This is a genomic window from Chryseobacterium sp. BLS98, from assembly GCF_001045445.1.
Taxonomy (GTDB): domain Bacteria; phylum Bacteroidota; class Bacteroidia; order Flavobacteriales; family Weeksellaceae; genus Chryseobacterium.
Map to the genome: position 1 here is coordinate 501,225 of NZ_LFNF01000001.1, position 24,224 is coordinate 525,448.

The 24,224-nt window shown below is 36.1% G+C and carries 19 protein-coding genes; 9 read left to right on the forward strand and 10 right to left on the reverse strand.

Annotation, left to right across the window (positions count from 1 at the left end; all coding sequences use genetic code 11):
* Positions 1–28 precede the first annotated feature (28 nt).
* From ACM40_RS02305 to ACM40_RS20455, 10 genes are all read right to left on the reverse strand, one after another.
* Positions 29–1,972 (reverse strand): LysM peptidoglycan-binding domain-containing protein, encoded by a 1,944-nt coding sequence (locus ACM40_RS02305; RefSeq protein ID WP_048501208.1) that lies wholly within the window; start codon positions 1,970–1,972, stop codon positions 29–31.
* 38 nt (positions 1,973–2,010) lie between these two features.
* Positions 2,011–3,597, reverse strand: a complete 1,587-nt coding sequence (gene bshC, locus ACM40_RS02310; protein WP_048501209.1) for a bacillithiol biosynthesis cysteine-adding enzyme BshC — start codon at positions 3,595–3,597, stop codon at positions 2,011–2,013.
* A 13-nt stretch (positions 3,598–3,610) separates the two neighbouring features.
* Positions 3,611–5,551, reverse strand: coding sequence for a putative porin (locus ACM40_RS02315; RefSeq protein WP_048501210.1), 1,941 nt, complete (start codon positions 5,549–5,551; stop codon positions 3,611–3,613).
* A gap of 126 nt (positions 5,552–5,677) precedes the next feature.
* Positions 5,678–6,355: a hypothetical protein gene (locus tag ACM40_RS02320; protein WP_048501211.1), complete on the reverse strand. Its 678-nt coding sequence runs from the start codon at positions 6,353–6,355 to the stop codon at positions 5,678–5,680.
* Positions 6,356–6,410: 55 nt separating this feature from the next.
* Positions 6,411–7,835, reverse strand: coding sequence for a RagB/SusD family nutrient uptake outer membrane protein (locus ACM40_RS02325; RefSeq protein ID WP_048501212.1), 1,425 nt, complete (start codon positions 7,833–7,835; stop codon positions 6,411–6,413).
* A gap of 10 nt (positions 7,836–7,845) precedes the next feature.
* Entirely contained in the window at positions 7,846–10,689 is a 2,844-nt protein-coding gene (locus tag ACM40_RS02330) for a SusC/RagA family TonB-linked outer membrane protein (RefSeq protein WP_048501213.1), read from the reverse strand.
* Between the two features lie 627 nt (positions 10,690–11,316).
* Entirely contained in the window at positions 11,317–14,265 is a 2,949-nt protein-coding gene (gene infB / locus ACM40_RS02335; RefSeq protein ID WP_048501214.1) for a translation initiation factor IF-2, read from the reverse strand.
* Between the two features lie 76 nt (positions 14,266–14,341).
* Positions 14,342–15,577, reverse strand: coding sequence for a transcription termination factor NusA (gene nusA / locus ACM40_RS02340; RefSeq protein ID WP_048501215.1), 1,236 nt, complete (start codon positions 15,575–15,577; stop codon positions 14,342–14,344).
* A 15-nt stretch (positions 15,578–15,592) separates the two neighbouring features.
* Entirely contained in the window at positions 15,593–16,060 is a 468-nt protein-coding gene (gene rimP, locus ACM40_RS02345; protein ID WP_048501216.1) for a ribosome assembly cofactor RimP, read from the reverse strand.
* Positions 16,061–16,067: 7 nt separating this feature from the next.
* A complete protein-coding gene (locus ACM40_RS20455) occupies positions 16,068–16,208 on the reverse strand; it encodes a hypothetical protein (RefSeq protein ID WP_165579265.1) in 141 nt (46 codons plus the stop codon).
* Positions 16,209–16,277: 69 nt separating this feature from the next.
* Between ACM40_RS20455 and ACM40_RS02350 the strand changes: the two genes are divergently transcribed.
* From ACM40_RS02350 to ACM40_RS02390, 9 genes are all read left to right on the forward strand, one after another.
* The gene (locus tag ACM40_RS02350; RefSeq protein WP_048501217.1) at positions 16,278–17,591 is read left to right on the forward strand and encodes a UDP-glucose dehydrogenase family protein; all 1,314 of its coding nucleotides are present in this window, start codon (positions 16,278–16,280) and stop codon (positions 17,589–17,591) included.
* Between the two features lie 3 nt (positions 17,592–17,594).
* Positions 17,595–18,674, forward strand: a complete 1,080-nt coding sequence (rfbB, locus tag ACM40_RS02355; RefSeq protein ID WP_048501218.1) for a dTDP-glucose 4,6-dehydratase — start codon at positions 17,595–17,597, stop codon at positions 18,672–18,674.
* A gap of 1 nt (position 18,675) precedes the next feature.
* Positions 18,676–19,140, forward strand: a complete 465-nt coding sequence (locus ACM40_RS02360) for a hypothetical protein (RefSeq protein ID WP_048501219.1) — start codon at positions 18,676–18,678, stop codon at positions 19,138–19,140.
* A gap of 2 nt (positions 19,141–19,142) precedes the next feature.
* A complete protein-coding gene (gene rfbA, locus ACM40_RS02365; protein WP_048501220.1) occupies positions 19,143–20,006 on the forward strand; it encodes a glucose-1-phosphate thymidylyltransferase RfbA in 864 nt (287 codons plus the stop codon).
* A 190-nt stretch (positions 20,007–20,196) separates the two neighbouring features.
* Entirely contained in the window at positions 20,197–20,610 is a 414-nt protein-coding gene (locus tag ACM40_RS02370; RefSeq protein ID WP_048501221.1) for a sugar 3,4-ketoisomerase, read from the forward strand.
* Between the two features lie 20 nt (positions 20,611–20,630).
* Positions 20,631–21,158: a GNAT family N-acetyltransferase gene (locus ACM40_RS02375; protein ID WP_048501222.1), complete on the forward strand. Its 528-nt coding sequence runs from the start codon at positions 20,631–20,633 to the stop codon at positions 21,156–21,158.
* Between the two features lie 4 nt (positions 21,159–21,162).
* Entirely contained in the window at positions 21,163–21,393 is a 231-nt protein-coding gene (locus ACM40_RS02380) for an acyl carrier protein (RefSeq protein ID WP_048501223.1), read from the forward strand.
* A 9-nt stretch (positions 21,394–21,402) separates the two neighbouring features.
* Positions 21,403–22,371 (forward strand): ketoacyl-ACP synthase III, encoded by a 969-nt coding sequence (locus ACM40_RS02385; RefSeq protein WP_048501224.1) that lies wholly within the window; start codon positions 21,403–21,405, stop codon positions 22,369–22,371.
* Positions 22,372–22,393: 22 nt separating this feature from the next.
* On the forward strand, positions 22,394–23,494 hold the full coding sequence (locus ACM40_RS02390; protein ID WP_083996765.1) for a DegT/DnrJ/EryC1/StrS family aminotransferase: 1,101 nt from the start codon (positions 22,394–22,396) through the stop codon (positions 23,492–23,494).
* The last annotated feature ends 730 nt before the right edge of the window (positions 23,495–24,224 follow it).

The window sequence follows — 24,224 nt, forward strand, 5'->3', positions numbered from 1 at the left end:
AATATTCCTTTAAAAAGGCATAAATCGGTTAAGGAACTAGTCTGATCACACGGTATCCGGTGTTGACATAAGCTCCGCTTGCTTTAGATTTTACAAACTCAAACTTGGTAGCAAGCTGAGTCTGAACTTTATTCATCTGTTTAAAGATCTCTCCTTTTTTATTTTCTCTCGTCAGCATATCGTTCACGACATCAAAACCTACGATGGCATATTTTGGAGGGGTTTTACAGTATTTGCTTTTATAAGCAGCGAGGATTTCTTTTTCAAAACTTCCTTCTGCATTAATCTTTCTGTCCATCAGATACACAAGGCTTGCCTGACTCAGCTCATCCACTTTCTTCTCGAAAACTGGAGAATAATACATACTGAAGGCTTTTACACCCTGCACTTCTTTGGAAAGAGCAATGGTTTTGTTGGCAAAAGCTTCCCCGGCAGCATCGTTATCACTGGCAAGAATCGCAATAACAGGAGCAGACTGCCCGGTCATCATGTTCTTATCCAGCTGGATTTCTGAAGGAGAGTTAACAATAATGATATTTGGATTTTTAACTGCTTTTTCAAGGCCGCCTTTAATATAGCTGGCAATTTCTTTTTTGCTGTCTGCCACTACATATATTTTCTGATCTGAATAAACGGCTTTTACTTCTTCAACAATTTTATCTGCGTAGGTCTGGTCATTGGTTTCAACAATGATCAGATTGCTGTAGTTGTATAGTTCCGGTGAATTGGCAAATGGTGCTACAACCGGTATTTTCTGATTTCTTGTAAAATCAAGGACATCAATCACATTGGATTTGAAGAATGGGCCAATGATCAGGTCCGTATTCTCGGGATTGATCTGGGCCATTGAATTTTTAAATGAGGCTTCGTTTCCTGAATCTACGATTTTAATATCCAGTTTCTGTCCGCCGCTGGCATTTCTTTCAATAGCCAGTTTAGCTCCGGTAAGGAAATCCAGGGCCATAGCTCTGTATTGGGTTTCGTTGGTACTGTAACCGAAAGGCAGCATTAAAACAACGCTCAATGCATCTCCGTTTTTCTTTACATAAGCAGGATCCTGTTTTTTGATCTTTAAGACCATTCCTGTTTTCAATCCTTTGGAAAGCTCAGGATTCAAAGCAATCAGTTCATCGATTGAAACTCCGAATTTATTAACAATGGAGAACACCGTATCTCCCTGCTGAACAGTATAGGTAACATAATCATCAACAGTAGAAGTTACTGTAGATGTTGAAGTTTTTTCACTTCCCGAATCTATTTTTGTTTTCGGATTGACGGGTTCGGAAACCGCATCTGCATCCGTATTTGATTTTTTTACCCGGATGGTTTCACCTGGCTTAAGACCTTTTTCTTCTAATCCCGGGTTTAGGGCAAAAAGCTCCTGCTGGCTGATTCCAAACTGTTTTGTAATTCTGTAATAATTATCTTTTGACTGGATCACATACGCTTCTCCTTCTGCAGGTGTTGCCACTACAGCAGGTGCTTCGGTGTGGGTTTCTGCTTTAGTGACTACAGCGGCAGGAACAGCCTGCTGTTCTCCGCCATATTTTTTTATACTTTCAAGAGGTAAAATAATCTCGTCCCCTATTTTCATATGGGAATCGAGTTCAGGGTTCAGCTTTCTTAAATCGGTTTCAGAGATTCTGTATTGTTTTGTAATTCCGTAAATGGTCTGCTTAGGCTGAAGGATTATTTTCCCGACCTGGCCTACTGAACTTGATTTTACTTTTTCAGCGACGGCAGGTTTGGAAGCTGGAGCTGTATGTTTCTCAGCTCTCACCGTAACAACATCGCCTATTGCCAGCTTACCGTCTTTATATTTAGGATTCAGCTTTAACAATTCATCTACAGTAATTCCGTATTTTTTTGCAATATTATAGGGATTATCTCCTTTTACAACGGTGTGAGAGTTCTGGGCAGATACTCCCAAAACCATACATAAACTGGACAAAATAAAAAACCTCTTTATCATACTCGATAATTATAATTTACAAAAATACTTCTTTAAAATTAAATGGCAACAATTATTAATTTGGATTCTTGAACCACCATCTCTTCCCAACAATTTTCAAGCCATGAATAGCCATAGTCTGAAAAGAATATGCTAAAATTATAGACTCTTTCCTGCCATGTTTTTGAAGGGTGAACATCTAAAAACAGTTTTTCAAGTCTTTCAAGCAGCTCGCTCTGTTTTATTTTTTCTGCATGAAGCAGACGTTTTTTCATTCTTTTAAATGATTTCAGCTGTCTTACTTCTTCTGCTTTTACCATATTTCCGAAAGAACGCTCTGTGGTTTCTGCTATAGTTTTCAATTCGGAAAAGTTTTTCTCTAAAAGAAGCTCTTTTTCTTCAAGCAATGACAATACCCTGCTGTCTTTTAAAATTTTCTGATTGGTAATTGCCGTAAAGTTTCCAAAAAAGTCCTGAATATTCAGGTCCAGTTTCTCAATTTTCCCAACTGTTTTTTCTTTGATGAAAAGCATTGAATTTCTTGGAATCAAAACAGGGAAAGGGATATTGACCGCTTTAAAATAGTCTTTAAGCTCCAGCCAGTACATGATCTCGGCGTTTCCTCCAATATAAGCCAGGTTAGGCAGTACTTTTTCCTGATAAACCGGCCGCATTAAGGCATTCGGGCTGAATTTTTCCGGATGGTTTTCGAGTTCCTGAAGGATTTCTTCTCTTGTAAATTTTATGCCTGTATCTACTACAGTATATTTTTCACCGTCAAAATCGATTCTGTCTCTTGTTCCGGAAAGGTAAAAAAGGTTGATATCCCGTGGATTGACCTGTACCTTTCCATATTTCTCAGTCAGAAAATCTACTTTCTCTTTTGAGTTCTTCTGTAAGCTGAAATTCAGCAGTTCATCCTTGAAAATATCTTTAACCTGAATTTTAAGTTCTCTGGAATCTCCGTCTATGATCAATAATCCAAACTCAGAGAAGAGCCTGTTTACTAATATTTTGATTGCCTGCGTAAGTGTATTTCCAACTTTATACGCTTCTTTCATCATCAGGATCAGTTCTGTTCCGAAGACTGAATCTTTGAATTCTTTTTCAAATTCTGAAATAAAAAAGGTATCACTGATGGTGATTCTGCCTACCGGTCCGCCAGACTTCTCATTGATCTCGTAATAATTGTGCTCTGTTTTGAAATGATTGATCTCGGCAAAATCATGATCTTCCGAGGCCATCCAGTAGAGAGGCACAAAATTAAAATCCGGAAAGTTCTCTTTCAGATAAGTACATGTTTTAATGGTCTGCAAAATTTTATAGACAAAAAAAACAGGTCCTGAAAAAAGATTCAGCTGATGCCCGGTGGTAATAGTAAATGTATTGGGCAACTTCAGATTTTCCAGATTTTCTTTCTGTTTTGATGAAAGGATAAGCTCTGAAAGCTGTTTTTCCAATACTTCGGAAAGAATATTTCTCTGATCCAGTCCAAAAGCGTTCTGCTTGAGATGGATCTGATCTTTAAAGTGATCTAAAGAAAAGGTATTTTTTTCAAAGCCCTCAATTTTTTGATTCAGAAAATCTTTTACCAGCTGAGGAATGCTTTCTATATCGTTAAATGATATTTTATTTATTGTTTTCAACTTTGTTTTGCTTTTAGTTGAACAAATACCACACAATACCAATATTTAACCTGAAGTCGTAAACCGGATAGTGTGGAAATGCATATGCTTTATTGTTGGATAGAACTGTTCCTATCTGCTGGCCTTCTACATAGAAGAACATTTTTTTAACCTTCATATTGATATAAAGATCTGCGATAGGCTGTCCACCGATAGAAAATGAATCTGCATTAGGCAGAATATATTCGTTTAGGATGGGGAAATAATCTCTTGAGGCAAATTTTGAGAAGTAATAAACTTTCAACCCAGCCTGGATTTCTGCTGCTTTTTTAAACGCCTGGCTCTGGAAGAAGAAATTGGCCCTTCCTATAAAGCCAGGCATTGGAAGGATCTCTTTATTGGTCAGTGCATTCTGGAAATGAACTCTTGTATTCAGATGGAATTTCCCGAAACTGAATGTGGCATCTCCCCCGATTTGAGAGATATTCAGCGAGCTGCTGCTTTGTTGCGGCGCTCCGTCAGCATTGAAATAGGTATAATTGTCTATTCTGAAATAATTGGCAAAAATTTCGGTTTTAAACCATTTCAGATTAACACTTCCTCCAATTTCCGTTACCGTTTGATTCTTAGCATTTTCAAGATAATAATTGTATTTGTTGTAAACAGAAGTATTCAGAAGATAATTAAATGAAGGATAAGCACTTTGGAAGTTCACTTTTGCATTCACAAAATAATCTTTTACCGGCTCAAACTTGATGTTATTGGTTGTTCTGAGATAACTGCCGAACTGGCTTCCATTGGAAAATTCCAAAAAGGATTTCAGCTGAAATTTGTCCCAAAGTTTTACCTGCAGATTTCCTACCGCTCCTATTCTGTTTTCTTTAAGTTCAGTAGGAAGAGTAACTCCATTTATTGTCATAAGATCTCTAACGCCAAATTTCAACATCTGATAACGCACTCCACCATCAAGCTTAAATTTTTCATTATTAAAAACAAGGCTTACCGTATTGCTGAAGTTATCAGAATATTTTTTTGTTGTGAGAGGAAAACCATTGGTCAGTTCGGTAGCAGCATCATCGTACCAATAAGTTTCTACTGCCCCTTGATTATAAAAATATTTGTTCCCCTGATGGGATAGGGTATGCCGTATGCTAAAAGGAAATTTCTCTGAATTAAAGGGTGTAAACTGATGGCTCAGATAATACCTTCTGTACGAAAACTGGGAACTTGATGAAGCGAGATTCACCTGAGCGTTCTGCCTGTTACTGTAGTTGCTGTCACCGCTTTGAAAGAGATCATCTTCCGTGATTCCCCCACTTTCCTGGTTGTTTACATTCTGGTGAAGATAGTGGGCAAATAATTCATAGTTCCCACTCTTGGACACATAATGTCCTGAAAATAAAGTATTGTTATTGGAAGCCAATGAATTTCTGTAAAATCCCTGAGAACGAAGTCCCATATACTCAAGAGCAAAGTTGAATCTTTTCCCGATATTCTGGGTATAAGTAGATTTTAATGCAGCACCATTCTTCATGGCTGTATGGTAAATGAAAGCAGCCGTAGGGGTTTTTACATCATAATATTTTACATCATCAGCACCAATGATCATGTATGCCTTGTTGGAAGGAAGCAGAGAAAGGTTCTGCTCGGGGTTGACTTCATAAATGAGAGGGTTAAATCCTGCTCCTATATTAGCAACCTGGGCTCTTCCAAAGTTATCTGTATTATTATATTGTGAAAAGATATGGGTTTTATCAAAAGTCATTACCGTATCAAAAATCTTCTTTTCAGAAAACTGGGTCTGATACTGGTAATCATTAATGGTAGGCTTAAAAATCTTCAGAGAATCTTTTTTCCCGGTATCTATAACAAGGGTATCTTCTTCTTTTTTGGATTGATTAGTGCCTGTTTTATTAACGACCTGCGCCTTTAGAACGCAGCCAAAGAAGAGGATTATAATAAGGATATACTTCATGTGCTCATTTATATTGTTCAAAAATCATCTGGACCTAAAAGGTTCATTATTGATTTTGGTACAGCAAAAATAAGAAATAAAAGGAAACAAAAACCCCTACATTTCGCAGGGGTCAAGATATGGTGTTTACTTATTTACGTATTCTACCAGTTTTATCATATCTGGTTCTTTGTTGAAATTGATTTTATTAGATTTCACAAAATTATCCAGATCTTTTTTATCTACTGAAAAAATTGTGGCGGCATCTGTAGAGTTTTTAGGGAATTTGGAGAACTTTTTGTCTTTAGCTATAAGATAAAGGTCTTTATCTTTTTCATAATAGTCATTAGCGTCTTTAGTAAAACCATTATTACTTTTCGTCCCTCCCATAAGCTCCATTTTTTCTCTTTTATATAAAGAAAATTTAGGATTGTCTACTAGCAGTACCAAATATCCTGATTTTGTCTTACTATCATAAGAATAAGTAAGGGATTCGTATGTTTTTTTTAGGGTTGGAAATTGAATCTTAAGCCCTTCTGTTTTGTTTGCATTATATAACTCTTCCCCCATTTTGAATTCCATTTCATCCTGATATGCGTTGTAGCGAAGATCCTGAACATTTTTACTGTAATCTTTTATAGTAACTTTTTCGAATTTGTCTCCATTTACATATGGAGATCCATCGATTTTACGATCCTCCTTATGCACTCTTCCTGGTTTACTATAGAAACCATCTGGTGTTGTAACAACATTTAAGATATCGGTGTTTTGGGAAAAAAGACTCTGTCCTACAAGTATTGTGATAATAAAAGTAATTTTTTTCATATTAATATTGATCTTTAAATTTAAAAAGCCGCTCTAGGAGCGGCTTTTTTTTATATTAATTACCAAACCCTGGGTTAGGTGTTACTAATGTTCCAGGAACGTTGATTTCAGCTCTAGGAATAGGGAAAGTTAATAATTGATTTCCTACGTTTCTAATAGTACCTGCTGTACCATTTGCACTTCTTTGAGTGATAGGTTGGTTTCTTCTCAATAGATCCCAATAACCAAATCCTTCACCAACAAGTTCTTTTTGTCTTTCAACGTAAATATCATTCAATGTAACTGCTGTTGCTGCCGGTAATGCTCCTGTAGCTTTACCACGTTTAGCCTGTATTAGGTTATAATACCCCAAGGCTACGGTAGGAGACCCACCATTAAGTTCAGCTTCAGCTCCGTTTAATAATATTTCCTCATATCTGATAAGGTGAATATTGTCAAAGCTATTCACATATTTACCATTAAGAACATTCGCTGATGTAACAACAGACCCTCTTACGTCATCTGCAGCATATGAAGTTCTTAGAGCAGGTAATACTTTCATGTTTCCATATCCTGCAGGAGCAAGGTTTAATTTATTAGCAATAGATGTAGTTCCTAAATCGTTAGTTGAACCTACTGCAATTTCAAAAATTGAGTTACCTGCAGAATTTGCTTTCGAGAAGCTACTTGAAAAATCTGCTGCTGGAATAACAGAATATCTGTTTGAAGCTACAATCTCCGCCACTAAGGTTCTCACTTTTGCAAAATCTCCTTTATACAGATAATATTTAGACATTAATGCTTTAACTGTGAACTGGTTAATTTCAGTTCTGTTCGTATGTACAGATGCTGTTGGAGTCCCCATTAAAGAAAGTGCTTTATCAAAATCTGATTCGATTTGAGCTCTTGTTTCAGCTACTGTAGAACGAGCTTGCTTAGCATCAGGATTATAAACTGTAGGAACAACCACTCCAGTAGTTCCTCCTGCATATTCTTGACCAAATAATCTTAGAAGGTCAAATAAAGCTAAAGCTCTGGCAGCGTAAGATTGACCTTTCAAATAATTAGCTCTTGCCTGAATAACTGCCGGATCCTGAGATGATTTCCATGTTAACTGACCTGAAGGTACATTGTTAATTACAATGTTAGCCTTTGAAATCACCTGATACATGTTCATGTATGGACCTGAAGAATATTGGTCACCAGCTGTCATTGAGTATGATGCTACTGTTTGATAATAGCCTGCACCATTAGCAAAATCAGAATACATGTTATTACTTCTTACTTCTCCGATCATTAAGAAATCACATCCATAATAAGATGCATTTCTCATAGAAACATATTGTCCTTTTACAAAAGAATCTAATTCTTCAATCGTATTCAAAGGACCTTGCTGAACTTGCTGATAAAATTCAGTTTCGATGAAATCATCGCTACAAGAAGTTAATGCTGCAGTCGATAAAACTGCTAACATTCCATATTTTAAAATATACTTTTTCATTTCTTTCTAATTAAAATTGAAGATTAAACCCTAATGAAACTGTTTTCTGTACCGGTAAGTTAAGGTTATTAGTTGCATTTAAGTTGTTCTCTGGGTCAAACTTAAGATTTTTGTCATAACGGTGAGTCAAGATGTTGTTACCTTGAGCATATACTTCAAATCCGTTAAGACCTGTTCCTTTTAACATATTACTTGTAAACTTGTAACCAACTCTAATATTACTCAATCTTAAATAATCCGTTTTAGCCAAAAATCTTGTAGAACTTCTATTTGAGTTTGTAGCATTTAAATATACTGGCTTTGGATTGGCAGCGTTAGGGTTTGAAGGGGTCCAGAAATCAAGTGCATCTGTGGAACCTGGATAAGAAAATACATACTGACCATCAGATTGTGTATAAGAAGCCCAGTCATTTAATACTTTACCACCGAATCCGAATGTTCCTAAAGCTGATAATGTAAAGTTCTTATAAGATACATTAAGATTTACCCCTCCAAATACATTTGAATATGATCTTCCCTGTACAGCAAGTCCTGCTTCAGCATATTTGTTGGTAGTTTCTCCATCAATACCGTTTTTATACCATAATGGATCTCCATTTGTAGGATCTACCCCAGCCCATTTTCTGATATAAAAAGTTCCGATACCTTCACCTTCTCTAAGGATAGTGGATCCTGTAATTACATCCTGACCTCCATATAATGATGTAATCTCATTTTTCAATGTACTTAAGTTACCTCCGATGCTTAAATTAAAGTCTTCTCCTCTAACTACATCATAGTTAACTGTAAATTCAAAACCTTTGTTCACTAATGATCCAACGTTAACATCTTTAAAAGGATATGTTAAAGTACTTTCTGCTGGAATTGGTAAACCTTGAGACATTTGTAAAGGCACACTGAATACTAAGTCTTCTGTTTTCTTATTATAGTATTCTGCAGTAATAGTCAGTCTATTCTTGAAGAAGCCCATATCAACACCTAAACTTAAAGGTTTTACAGTTTCCCATCTTAGATCAGGATTGTATACATATTTAAATGTTGCAGCAGGATTATCATTATAGTTTCCTGTATATTCATATAAAGAATATGGAATACTACTGATTGTATTTCCTACTTTCCCATATGATCCTCTTAATTTAAATTGAGAAATTTTTTCCCATTCTTTTACAAATTGAAGTCTCGCTAAATCTACCCCTACTCCTACTGAATAGAAAGTCCCCCATTTTTGACCTGGCGTAAAGTTTGACAATGCATCTCTTCTTACGGAAGCATCTACTAAGATTAACTTATCAAAATCATAGTTCACTACTGCTGCATAACCATTTCTTGAGCTTACAGACTTTTCACCTCTTGCATATACCGGCTTAATAAAATTGCTTAATGTTTCTAGGTTTGGAGAACCTACATTTACACCTTGTCCAGCAACATATCTCATATTTCTTTGATAAGCTTCCTGAATAGCAGAGATATTGAATCTGTTTTTATCACCAACTTTAAAGTTGTAATTCACGATATTTTGTAGGTTCCAGTTAAAATATCTTGTTGTAGATTCAGTTTTTCTACCATTTACCTGATATCCATCTCCATGGATTGGGTTATAATAAGTATCGTTTTCTATATTATTTAATTCAGTTCCAAAAACTATTTTATATGATAGGTTTTTTAAAATCTGATATTCTCCATATATATTTCCAAAAACCCTTGCAGTAGAAGCTCTAAAATAATTGTTATCTTGAACATATCCAGAGTTAAATAAATTATTACTTAATCTTCCGCTGTTTCCTAAATAATACGTTCCATCTGCATTGTATCCCGGGTCCGTAGGTCTTGCAAATAATTCAAATAAAATTGGATTTGCAAATCCTCCTCCGTTTGGTAATGTATTGATTCTACTGTATGAAAGTTGAATATCAGTTCCGAATTTGAATTTATCTGTAGCTTTATAATCAACTTTCGAAGTAAAACCCAAACGCTTGAAGTCAGATCCTTTAAGTTCACTTTCCTGAAGGAAGTAGTTAGCAGAGTTATAATAAGTAATATTATCATTTCCTCCACTAATTGATGCATTTACAGAGTTTTGATATCCACTTCTGCTAGTTACATCTCTCCAGTTTGTATTATTAGAAGTAGTGTAAATATTTTGTGCTACAGCACCATATCCTCCTGTTGCTGCATCTGCATAAACTTCTTCAGGAGTTACGCCGTCATAATTGGCTAAAGCATTAGCAAGTAGATATCTATATTGCTCTGTATTTAACCCCCTCATTCCTTCGATCGCACGTGAGTTTGTTCCAGATTCAAAGTTTAATGAAATCTTCGGTTTTCCTTTCTTTCCTGATTTTGTTGTAATAACAATTACCCCTGCACCTGCATCTGCTCCGTATACTGCAGTAGATGCAGCATCCTTAAGCACAGTTACACTCTCAATATCATCACTATTTAAGTTAGCTAGGATATTAGCAGTTGTTGCTCCAGTTGTTAAATCTCCACTCTGTACTCTGATACCATCTACTACATAAATTGGATTTACACCACCATTTACAGATGCAATACCTCTTACACGAACCGATGCAAAACCTCCAGGCTGGCCCGACGCATTCCCCGTCTGAACACCAGAAACTCTACCTTGAAGCATTTTATCCACTGACGCTACAGGAACATCCTTTATAGCATCACTTTTCATTGTCCCTACTGCTCCAGTTAATTCTTTTACAGTTTTTTTCTGTCCGAATCCAACCATTACTACTTCATCAATTTCTGTAGTAGCTGTGTCTTTTTTCGTTTTTTGCGCAAAAGCAGTAGTTCCAATAAAGAACAATGCCCCAACACTTAATACACGTAGTTTAACATTCATATTAACAAATTTTAATATATTTTAATTAGCAAATATGTTAATAAATATTAACACTCACAAATATAGCCACCTCGCAAGCTTTAGCTTTATTTTACATATTGTTTTTAACTAATGCGTGAAATAACCTGTATTAAGTAAAAACATCCCTCATTATTGTATAAATATTTTTTTTTCACACATGTCTTTTTTTTTAACAAATTATTATTAATGCGTGAAATTTTATTTAGAATTTATATAAATTACAATAAAGTGAAATAGTACTTATAAAAAGCTATAAAAAAGATGATTTTCATATACTTAAAAATCTTAAATTAATTACTCATTTCTTTTTTATAATTCTTAATGTTCTTAATTATACATTTCTGTTGCATTTAAAACCGCATATTTATAGCTCTAAATTTAGACACTATTTAGTGTTCTAAACCTTATTCAGAGTAAGCTTGAGACCTATTTTTGATGATAAGATACAAGTCGTAATTCTAAAACATTTCAACCCTTTTCACATTTAAATTATCAATAAAAAAAATATTTGTAGAAATCTATGAAAATTACGTAAATCAAAAGAAAAAAAATTAACAAAAAAACCACTTTCCTAAAAAAGTGGTTTTTATATTTATGCTAAAAATTTTATTTTAGTTTTTTCTTAACAGCTACTTCTTCGTAGACTTCAAGAATATCTCCGATTTCAATATCGTTATAACCTTTAAGGTTTAATCCACATTCATAACCCTTGGTTACTTCTCTTACATCATCTTTGAAACGTTTCAAACTTTCCAGTTCACCATCGAATTTAACGATACCGTCTCTCAACACTCTTACTTTCGAGCTTCTTGTTACTTTACCTGAAAGAACCATACATCCGGCAATTGTACCTACTTTAGAAATCTTGAATACCTCTCTGATCTCTACGTTACCAATTACCTGCTCTTTAATTTCAGGAGAAAGCATACCTTCCATCGCTTCTTTAACCTCATCAATAGCAGCATAAATTACTGAGTATGTTCTGATCTCGATTTCTTCTTTATCAGCTAATTCTTTAGCATTAGCACCTGCTCTTACATTAAATCCAATGATAATGGCATCAGATGCAGTAGCAAGGTTAACATCAGATTCAGTGATCTGCCCAACTCCTTTATGAAGAATATTTACATTGATTTCTGCTGTAGATAATCTCTGCAACTGATCAGATAATGCTTCAACAGAGCCATCCACGTCACCTTTAAGGATAATGTTCAATTCCTTGAATTCACCCAGAGCAATTCTTCTTCCAAGTTCTTCAAGCGTAGTATGCTTCTTCGTTCTGATCGAAAGCTCTCTTTGTAACTGTTCTCTCTTATTGGCAATAGTTTTAGCCTCACTTTCATCTGCATATACCTTGAATTTATCACCTGCTGTAGGAGCGCCATCCAATCCAAGAATAGTTACCGGAATTGAAGGACCTGCTTCTTTAAGGTTTCTGCCTCTTTCATCAAGCATTGCTTTTACCTTACCGTGGTTTTTACCTGCTACTACATAATCTCCTACTCTTAAAGTTCCGGTTTGTACTAACATCGTAGCAACATATCCTCTTCCTTTATCCAGTGATGCTTCAATAACAACACCCTGAGCGGCTCTGTTCGGATTAGCTTTAAGATCAAGCATTTCTGCCTGAAGCAATACTTTTTCCAATAGAATATCCATATTATTACCAAACTTAGCAGAAATTTCCTGCGACTGAACATTTCCGCCCCATTCTTCTACCAGGATATTCATCCCTGAAAGCTGCTGACGGATATTATCAGGATTGGCATTTGGTCTGTCCACTTTGTTTAATGCGATAATCATTGGTACTCCTGCAGCCTGTGCGTGAGAAATTGCTTCTCTCGTCTGAGGCATTACATCATCATCGGCAGCAATTACAATAATTGCGATATCGGTGATTTGGGCACCTCTGGCTCTCATCGCGGTAAACGCTTCGTGACCCGGTGTATCCAGGAATGTAATTCTTTGTCCGTTTTCCAATTTCACATTGTAAGCTCCAATGTGCTGGGTAATACCTCCTGACTCACCGGCAATAACATTGGTTTTTCTGATGTAGTCAAGTAAAGATGTTTTACCGTGGTCAACGTGACCCATTACTGTAACGATTGGTGCTCTTGGAGAAAGATCCTCTTCAGTATCCATATCCTCTTCAGATTCCACCTCTTCAAGGTCAGCATCTGAGAATTCTATTTTATAACCAAATTCATCTGCAACTAATAATAAGGTATCAGCTTCCAGCCTTTGGTTCATGGTTACCATTACACCAAGGGAGAAACAAGCAGAAATAACTTCTGTAGGAGAAACGTTCATTAAACTCGCTAATTCACCTACTGTGATGAATTCAGTAACTTTTAATGATCTGTCCTGAGCATCAATCTCTTGTTGACGTTCATCCTGTTCTCTACGGTAGGTTCTCTTGTCTTTTCTGTGTTTTGCAGATTTAGATTTACCTCCTTTATTGGTAAGCTTTTCAAGAGTTTCCTTGATCTGGTTTTTAACCTGTTCGTCAGTAAGTTCAACAGGCATTGTTCTTTGTCCAGGTCTGTTGTTGTTCCCTCCAGGACCTTTTTTGAATCCGCCTCCCTGACCTGGCGGACGGTTTCCTTGATTATTTCCAAAGCGGTTTCCACCTTGCCCTCCCTGACCTGGCGGACGGTTCCCTCCAGGACCTCCTTGTCCCTGCGGACGGTTTCCTCCAGGGCCTCCATTATTGTGAGGGCGGTTTCCTTGACCACCTTGGTTGTTATTTCCTGAGTTTTGGTTATTCCCCTGGCCTTGTTGGTTATTCGGGCCTCCGGGTTTTTCAATTCTCTTTCTTTTCTTTTTAGCCCCTGAACCAGGTTTTGGTGCAAATTGCGTTAAGTCAATTTTCTCACCTACAATCTTAGGACCATCCAGCTTCTGATAAACAGTTTCTATTTTCTGGGGTTCCTGAGAATCTGACTCAGTGGATTGTTGAGCTTCTGCCTTATTTTCTGCAGGCTCAGGCTGCTTTGGAGTTTCTTTCACAGGTTCTGCCGGTTTTTCCTCTTCTTTTTTCTCCTCCATTTTGGGTTTATCTTTTTTTACAGGTCTATTTCTGGATTCTATTTGGGACAGATCTATTTTATCCAGAACTTTGAATTCCTGTTTTTCAGGAGCTGCTTTAACTTCCGGTTCAGCCACAACTTCTTCTTTCTTTTCTTCAACCGGTGTTGCTAGAGGCGCTGGTGCCGCAGGAGCTTCCTCAACTTCAGGCGCTTTAGATTCAAGATCTATTTTACCTAAAATTTTAGTTTCTGGTTTATTTGCTTTAGCTCTTATTACTTCAGGGGTTTTCTTTTCCTCAATTTCCAGCTTTTCCTCCGGAACTTTGGTGATCACCACCTCATGGGAAGCTTTTCGCTGTTCGCCGTCTTTGGCAAACTCAGCCTCCAATGCAGAATATGCCGCTTCTTCTAATTGAGCGTTAGGATTGCTTTCAACAACGAAGTCTTTGGACTGTAAAAATTCTACTAATCTGGACATCGAAATATTGAATTCCTTAACCGCTTTATTTAATCTTATTTTTGGCATCTATATTATTTACTATTTTTTAATTCTTAAAATTAAAGTATTTCTTTTTTACTGTTTATTAAAATTCATTAAAATCTTAATCTTCAAATTCTTCTCTCAGAATTCGTTTTACATCTTCAATGGTTTCTTCTTCAAGATCTACCATATTTAAAAGACTCTCAGTATCTTTATCCAATACCGACTTCGCAGTAGTAAGACCTACTTTCTTAAATTCATCCAAAATCCACTGCTCAATATCGTCATTGAATTCTCTCAAATCAACATCGTCATCCTCGCTGGATTCTCTATAAACATCAATTTCATATCCGGACAGCCATGAAGCCAGTCTGATATTCTGCCCCTGCTTTCCGATTACTTTGGAAATCTCTTCAACCGGAGTATAAACTAACGCATAGTTTGCTTCCTCGTTGATGTCAATTTTGTTAATGGTAACATTTCCTAAAGCTCTCTTCACCATAATTTCAGGGTTTTTAGACCACTGAATCACGTCGATGTTTTCATTTCTCAACTCTCTTACAACCCCATGAATTCTGGATCCTTTTACTCCCACACAAGCACCTACAGGATCTATTCTGTCATCATAAGCATCTACTGCAATCTTCGCCTTTTCACCAGGGATTCTAACTACTTTTTTAAGCATAATAGTTCCGTCCTGGATTTCAGGAATTTCCAGCTCTAATAACTTCTCTAGGAATTTAGGTGCAGTTCTGGAAATAATAATCTGTGGTTTTGAACCTTTAAAATCTACTGTTTCAACAATAGCTCTGATATTTTCGCCCTTTTTAAAGAAGTCGGACGGGATCTGGTTTTCTTTAGGCAAAATGAATTCGTTTTCCTCATCATCCAATAAGATCACGTGCTTGTGACGGATGTGGTGGATTTCTCCGATAACAATTTCCCCGATTTTATCTCTGAACTGCTCATAAAGCATTGCATTGTTATGCTCCTGAAGCTTGGTAGCCAGGATCTGCTTTAAGGTAAGAATATTTCTTCTACCCAATTGGGCAACAGGAATTTCCATTGTAAAATCTTCACCTACTTCGAAAGTAGGGTCAATTTTTTTAGCTTCAGAAAGTTCAATTTCCAGATCATCATCTTCAGACATTTCGTCTTCTACAATCGTTTTATTTAAAAATATCTGAAAATCTCCTTTATCAGGGTTCACAATGACATCAAAATGATCATCTGAATCATATCTCTTTCTAAGAAGAGTTTTCAGTGAATCCTCAATAATTGCCATAAGATCAATCTTACTGATCCCTTTTTCGTCTTTAAAATCACCAAAGGATTCAATCAACGCTATATTATCCATCTATTCTTTTTTCTTTTAAAATTTAATTATTACTAATGCCTTTTTTATCTCAGAGTAAGGAATTTCTTTTTCCTCCTCCACATCCACTTTCCCTTTTCCGATATCTTTCGGCTTACGGTAGCGTAAAACAAGTGTGATTTTTTCATCATCAACTTTTGCCAGCTCTCCTTCAATTTCGGAAGAATCATTCAGCAATACTTCAATCTCTCTTCCTATATTTTTCCTGTACTGTCTTGGAGAAGAAAGTGGTTCACTTAGTCCTGCAGACATTACCTGCAGACTGAAATCATGTTCTTCACGATCCATATTAAACTCTACAGCACGGCTTGCATCAAGGCAGTCCTGAAGAGTCACCCCATTATCACCATCCAGAATCACAGTAATATCATCTCCTGCGGAAATCTTCAGATCCACAAGAAATAAATCCTCTCTGCTCTCAAGGAATTCATTTAATAATTCTTCAATTCTTTTTTTAAACTCCATACATTAATTATCTTGATTTACCAGTACGAAAAAAGGCTTTCTTCCGAAGCCTTCCCATTTTTTCCTGTAAATCCACTGCAAATATACGCATTTTTTCTAAAAAAGCAAAATCTACTTCGTTATCAAGTAAATACCTTAAATTTTTCATTAAAGTAAATTAAACAGGTGGGTGAAAGTATTTTTATTATTTTTGCCTTAAAATTTAAAAACAGACATTGTGAATATAACAATTGTAGGAACAGGTTATGTAGGGCTGGTTACAGGTACTACCCTGGCAGAACTTGGCAATTCAGTATACTGTGTTGACATTGATGAAAAGAAAGTAGAAGGTATGAAAAACGGCGTAGTTCCCATCTATGAGCCGAACCTTGAAGAAATGTTTTTGAGAAACATTCAATCCGAAAGATTATTTTTCACCACCAATCTTAAAGAAGCTTTAGACAAAAGCGAAGTCATATACCTTGCGCTTCCGACACCACCGGGAGGAGACGGCTCTGCAGATCTTTCATACGTCATTCAGGTTGCCAATAATATCGGAGAAATGATGACGGAATACAAGGTCATCGTCAATAAAAGTACAGTTCCTGTAGGAACAGCAGACAAAGTAAGGGAAGTGATCGCCTCTAAGACGAATATCCCTTTTGACGTAGTTTCCAACCCCGAATTCTTAAGAGAAGGCTTTGCTGTGGAAGATTCCATGAATCCCTCAAGAGTGGTTGTAGGAGCAAGCTCCGAAAAGGCAAAAAATATAATGGCCCAAATTTACCAGCCATTTACCAATACGGGAATTCCGATCATTTTTATGGATGAAAAATCATCGGAACTTACAAAATATGCCGCCAATTCATTCCTTGCCGTAAAAATTACCTTTATGAATGAAATAGCCAACTACTGTGAAAAAGTAGGAGCTGACGTAGACAAGGTAAGATTGGGAATGGGAAGTGACGACAGAATTGGGCACCGATTTTTATTCCCTGGAATCGGATACGGCGGAAGCTGTTTTCCTAAGGACGTGAAAGCACTTATAAAATCCGGAATACAGGAAGATTTCAATTTCCAGATTCTGGAAGCTACGGAAAAAGTAAATACGGCACAGAAAGTAATTCTTGTTTCAGAAATTGAAAAATACTTCGGAGGAGACATCAAAGGAAAGAAAATCGCCATGTGGGGATTGGCTTTCAAAGCTAACACAGATGATATCCGGGAGGCTTCTTCTCTGGACAATATTGCTCTTTTATTAGAAAAAGGCGCAGAAATTGCTGCGTATGACGCGGTAGCAGAAAATAATGTAAAAAAACTGCTGGGTGATAAAATACAATATGCAAAAGGGATGTATGATGCTCTTGAAGATGCAGACGCCTTATTTATTGCTACAGAATGGCCTGAGTTTAAAAACCCGAATTTTGAAATGATGGCTAAAAAAATGAAAAACAAAGTCATTTTTGACGGAAGAAACATGTATCCACTGGAAATCCCGGAACAAAATGGATTTCATTATAAAAGTATCGGAAGAAAGACCATAGAAAATTAACAGATGAAAAATATAATTATTACCGGCGGAGCCGGATTCATAGGTTCTCATGTTGTAAGAGAATTTGTAAAAAATAATCCGGATACCAAGATTATCAACCTTGATGCTCTTACTTATGCAGGAAATTTAGAAAATCTTAAAGACATTGAAAATGAGCCTAACTATGTTTTTGAAAAGGCAGATATTACAAAGCCTGAAGAGCTAAGAAAGATATTCGAAAAATATAATCCTGATGCCGTAGTGCACCTGGCAGCAGAAAGCCATGTGGACAGAAGCATTACAGATCCAATGGCATTCATTAATACCAATGTAAACGGAACTGCGAATCTTCTTAATTTATGCAAAGAATTCTGGACCCTTAACCCGGATCATACACACGGAAGATTCCCTGACGAAAAAAGAAGTAATTTATTTTACCATGTTTCTACAGACGAAGTATATGGAAGTCTTGGCGAAACCGGATTCTTTCTGGAAACTACCGCTTATGATCCTCAATCACCGTATTCGGCTTCCAAAGCCGCTTCCGACCATTTGGTAAGAGCATATGGGAATACTTATGGAATGCCATTTATCATATCCAACTGTTCAAACAATTATGGTCCGAATCATTTCCCAGAAAAATTAATTCCTCTTTGTATTTCAAATATCATTAATGAAAGACCACTGCCAATTTACGGTGACGGAAAATATACAAGAGACTGGTTATTTGTAATTGATCACGCAAAAGGTATTCATCAAATATTTAATGAAGCCAAAACCGGTGAGACCTATAATATTGGAGGATTCAACGAATGGCAGAATATTGACCTGGTGAAAGAACTGATCAAGCAAATGGATTCCAAGCTCGGAAAACCTGAAGGATATTCTGAAAAATTGATCACATTTGTAAAAGACAGACCTGGACATGACAAACGTTATGCTATTGATGCAACCAAGCTTAATAAAGACTTAGGCTGGAAACCCTCTGTGACTTTTGAAGAAGGACTTTCAAAAACTATTGACTGGTATCTTGAGAACAAAGAATGGCTTGAAAATGTTACCAGCGGTGATTACCAGAAATACTACGAAAAGCAATATTCGTAATATGAAAAAATTTTTCTTATTACTGTTTATCATTTTTTCAATTTCATCATATGCCCAATCTGTAGTCATTCAGACAAAATTTCCGACTGAGAATCAGAAAAAACTCATTGATGAACTCATAGAAGTTAGTGGATATACTAATTCTCTGATGAAAACAGCAAACTTACTGTTATTCAGAAAATCTATTCAACATGAAAATGGTAAAAGCTTCGAAATTTTAAGTACAGATGAAAAGAAAATCATTCTTGAACATATAAGAGATAGTTATTTGAGACAAGGTAAATTATATCTTGATTTCATAAACTTATCTGAAGATAATCTGCAGAATTTAATTAAATTTTACATTGAAAATTCAAATTTAAAATCTAGTAATTACGTATTTGTTTCTGATATAATAATTCACAATTTGGACAATGAAATAAGTATTGAAGTTAATAAGACTTTAAAAGAAAAATCCACAAAATAAATATGAAAGGAATTATATTAGCCGGTGGTTCCGGGACCAGACTTTACCCTCTTACCATCGCCGTAAGCAAGCAACTGATGCCTGTTTATGACAAACCAATGATTTATTATCCCCTTTCAACTTTACTGCTGGCAGGGATTAAAGATATTCTGATCATTACAACTCCACATGATCAGCCGGGATTCATTAAACTTTTAGGTGACGGATCCCAGATCGGATGCAACATTGAATATATAGTTCAGCCAAGTCCTGACGGATTGGCACAGGCCTTCATTTTAGGCGATCAGTTTATCGGCAATGATTCTGCGGCATTGGTGCTTGGGGACAATATCTTTTATGGTTCTGAAATGGGCACCCTGCTGAAGAACAAAACCAATCCGGATGGCGGAGTTGTTTTCGCTTATCACGTTTCCGATCCTGAAAGATATGGCGTTGTAGAATTCGATGATAATCTTAAAGCTATTTCTATTGAAGAAAAACCTTTAAATCCAAAATCGAATTATGCAGTTCCCGGCTTATATTTTTACGACAATGAAGTAGTGGAAATAGCAAAAAACATCAAACCTTCCCCAAGAGGAGAATTGGAAATTACGGATGTCAACAATGTGTATCTAAGCAAAGGGAAACTGGAGGTAGGTGTTCTGGACAGAGGTACTGCCTGGCTTGACACCGGAACATTTGATTCCCTGAACGATGCTTCTGAATTTGTAAGCGTTATTGAGAAAAGACAGGGTTTCAAGATTGGATGTATTGAAGAAATTGCATTCAGAAATAAGTTCATCAATGAAGAAAAGTTGCTTGAAACAGCCGAAAAGTATGGCAAAAGCGGTTATGGGGAATACCTGAAACAGCTTGTCAGAAAATAAAAAATTATAATTTATAAGATTTCAGCAACTATTGGCTTTATGGCTAATAGTTGTTTTTAATATAATACCTTATCTGACCCGGAACATATGAAACATATTTCTACACATAGACAGATAATAGCAGCAGGCAGTAGTCCGATAGTAATTTTATAATTAACTTTGAGGCTTTAAAGAATTTTTTATCACATTAATGGAATACAATAAACCAAAAATCATCACATTCGATAAAATAGGATCATCTCAGCTGGGCTATATTACCATTGCCGAAACGCAGAACAATGTGCCTTTTGAGATCAAACGGGTATACTGGACTTACTATACTCCTCATGATGTAACCCGAGGGGGACATGCCCATAAGGCCCTGCAGCAGATGATATTTGCAGTCTCAGGAACCATCACTTTTAATACGGAAGATGAAAACGGTCATAAAGAAACCTTTACCTTAGACCATCCTACAAAAGGTTTATATATTCCAAAACTGGTATGGAGAGATATCCAGTTTTCGCATAATGCAGTATTGCTCTGCCTTGCTTCGGAAGTATATGATGAGGAAGATTATTTCAGGGATTATGAAAGCTTTAAAGAGGCCACTCAACAAAAATAATTTTCATAAAATAGCAGACAATGATAATTGAATATAAAGGAATTAAACTAAGATTTGTTGAGGCTGATGATGCTGAATTTATAGTATCCATCAGAAACAATGAAAAAAAATCAAGATTTATTTCAAAAACTTCTCAGGATGTGGACGCCCAGAAGCAATGGATCTCGGATTATAAAGAACGTGAGCAGCAGAAAAAAGAATTCTATTTTATTGCTGTTGATCAAAACAACATAGATTATGCGACGTACAGGGTTTACAAAATAGACTCCGGACTGCCTGAAATAGGAAGCTGGGTTTCGAAACCTGATTATTCAAACATCAAGAATTCGATAAAAGTAGATGTTGCCGTAAAAGACTTTGTCCTGAATGAATTGAAATTCGATACCCTTCAGTTTGAAGTAAGAAAACAGAACACATCGGTCAACAGTTATCATAAACTTTTCCAGCCGGAACTGGTAAGAAGTGATGACGAAAACAATTATTATCTGCTGAAAAGAGACACTTTTAACAGAATACTTCCGGATATTCTTAAAAAATTTAAAATATAAACTTATGTCAATCAATGAATTTATTAAAAATTTCCAGTCTCAGCTGGAAAATACAGATACAGTAATAGAACCCGAAACAGTATACAGTCAGGAAAGCTACTGGGACTCACTTACTGCTATGGTCATCAAGGTAATGATTGAAGATGAATACGGAGTAGATATTGAGCCGGAACAGATTACATCGTTCAAAGACATCAATGAACTTTACGCTTTTATTGTTGAGAAAAAACAGTAACATCAGACAATGGCTTTTATAAAACATATTTCAACATATATTCCTGAAAGAGTCATTTCCAATGAGGAGATCTCCAAAAAATTTCCTGACTGGGAAAGTGATAAAATTCTGGAAAAAATAGGGATCAGAAATAGAAATATTACCGGAGAAGATGAATTCACCTCAGATATTGCTGTTAAGGCTCTCAATAAACTCGTTGAAGAATACCAGCTTGATCAATCTGCAGTAGATTACCTGATCGTCTGCACACAGAGCCCGGACTATTTCCTTCCTGCTACCGCCTGTATTGTACAGGCACAAGCAGGATTAAATACTTCTTGCGGAGCAATAGACATCAATCAGGGATGTTCAGGATATATTTATGGATTATCCTTGGCCAATGCCCTTATTGACTCTAAAATGATGAAAAATGTAGTTCTGATAACAGCAGAAACCTATTCAAAACACATTCATGAAGACGATAAAGGCAACATCAGCCTTTTTGGAGATGCAGCCACCGCAACCCTGATCTCTGAAGACGGCGATTATGAAATCCTGAAATTCTCTGTGGGAACCGATGGTGAAGGAGCTAAAAACCTGATCGTTAAAAACGGTGCTGTCAGAAATCAAAAAACAGAAGACAAACAAGATAAAGATAATTATCTTCACATGAACGGCCCGAAGATTTTTGATTTCACCTCAAAAGCCATTCCCGGTCTTGTAGAAGAAAACCTGAAAAAAAACGGATTTGAAAAAAGTGATATTGATACTTTCATTTTCCATCAGGCCAATACCTTTATGCTGGATTTCCTGAGAAAAAGAATTAATATTCCACAGGAAAACTTCGTGATCGATATGCTGGATTATGGCAATACCGTATCATCCACCATTCCTATTGCTTTTAAGAATTCATTTACAACAAGAGATTCCAAAAACGTAATGCTTGTAGGTTTTGGCGTAGGCTATTCCTGGGGAGCAGTCTGTCTGAAAAAAAAATAATGGAGCGCTAAAAAATAATATTATGATAAAATTCCTTGATCTTCAAAAGGTCAATTTACAGCATCAGGAGGAGATTGAAAACAAGCTTTTAAGTGTTTTCCGAAGCGGATGGTATTTGCTGGGAAGTGAACTTAAAAACTTTGAAACCAATCTGGCTTCATATATCGGCTCAGAATACGCTTTGGGAGTAGCCAACGGATTGGATGCTTTACGCCTCATCTTCAGAGCCTATATAGAATTAGGCTTCATGCAGCCTGGTGATGAAGTTATAGTACCGGCCAATACTTATATCGCTTCAGTACTGGCTTTATCAGATAATGGGCTGGTTCCTGTATTTGTAGAGCCGGATGCAAGCACTTATAATATTGACATTTCAAAAATTGAAGAGAGCATAACCCCTAAAACCAAAGCCATCCTGATTGTTCACCTTCAGGGAAGAATTGTTTTTTCAGAAGAGCTTAAAAATATAGCAGTAAAACATAACCTGAAAATTGTAGAAGACAATGCCCAGGCTATTGGCGCAGAATGGAAAGGAATCAAATCAGGAAATCTCGGAGATGCTGCTGGTTTCAGCTTTTATCCCGGAAAAAACCTTGGAGCAATAGGTGATGCGGGCGCCGTAACCACGAATGATAAAGAATTGTTTGAGGCCATCCGTGCCATAGCCAACTACGGTTCAAACCAGAAATACGTTAATATTTACAAGGGATTAAATTCCAGGCTGGACGAAATTCAGGCTGCCGTTCTGGATGTGAAGCTGAAATATATAGGTCATGAAAACGGTACCCGAAGAGAAGTAGCTAAGCGTTTTATTGCCGGGATTAACAACCCAAAAATCATTCTTCCCGAAAATCCTGCCGATGAAAATGAACATGTGTGGCATGTTTTTGTGATAAGAACAGAAAAAAGGGACGAACTTCAGGCTTATTTAACAGAAAAAGGGATCAGCACGATCATCCACTACCCTATTCCGCCCCATAAACAGGATGCTTATAAAGAATATAATCATCTTTCCTTCCCCGTTACTGAAAAAATGCATGAAGAAGTACTGAGCCTTCCCATTTCTTCTGTTTTGGAAGAAAAAGAGATTCAGGCAATCATAGAAGCGGTTAACGGATTCTAAGTTAAGTGAATAATATCATTGTTATCACGGAATGTGTCCAAACATCCGCCTCCAAATAATAATTCACATTATAAATTAAGGAAACTATTGGCTTTATAGCTAATAGTTTTTTGTTCATAATAACAAATATTAATATATTCGTTGTACTTTTCTATTTTATGTGAACAATTTTTCATCACCAAAAAAGTTGAATAAGAATTAATTATTTTAAATTTGCAAAAACCCTATACAAATGAATGAAACAAAACAAAATCTGGATAAAACCGATAGGCTACATAATTATTTCAGAATCTTTCGAAAACCCCTACGAATGTAGCCTTACAATTCATCTGATTCCCAGGTTCCCCAATACAATATCCTAATTTATGAATTACACATAATTGAAAAATAATTTGTACCTCAGATAAGAAAACCATTTTCAGAAAATCAAGGAAAGACAAGAATTTAAATCAATTGTACAGTTCATTAGCCAATGAAGACAAGCTGATTGAAACAGCCGAAAAATTGGAAAGCGGATAGGGTGAATAGCTAAAATCATCAATAAACAGCAATTCTATTTTAAATATTTACAAACCATTTATCGTTATGATTAATAGTTTCTACCTATAACAACAAATACCCATACATTAGTTGTTGTTTTCTGGTTTATATAAACAATAATCCATAAACCTGAAAATGCAAAGATATTTAATTATTATAAATTTGTAAAAAAATCTACTTTGAAAACCGT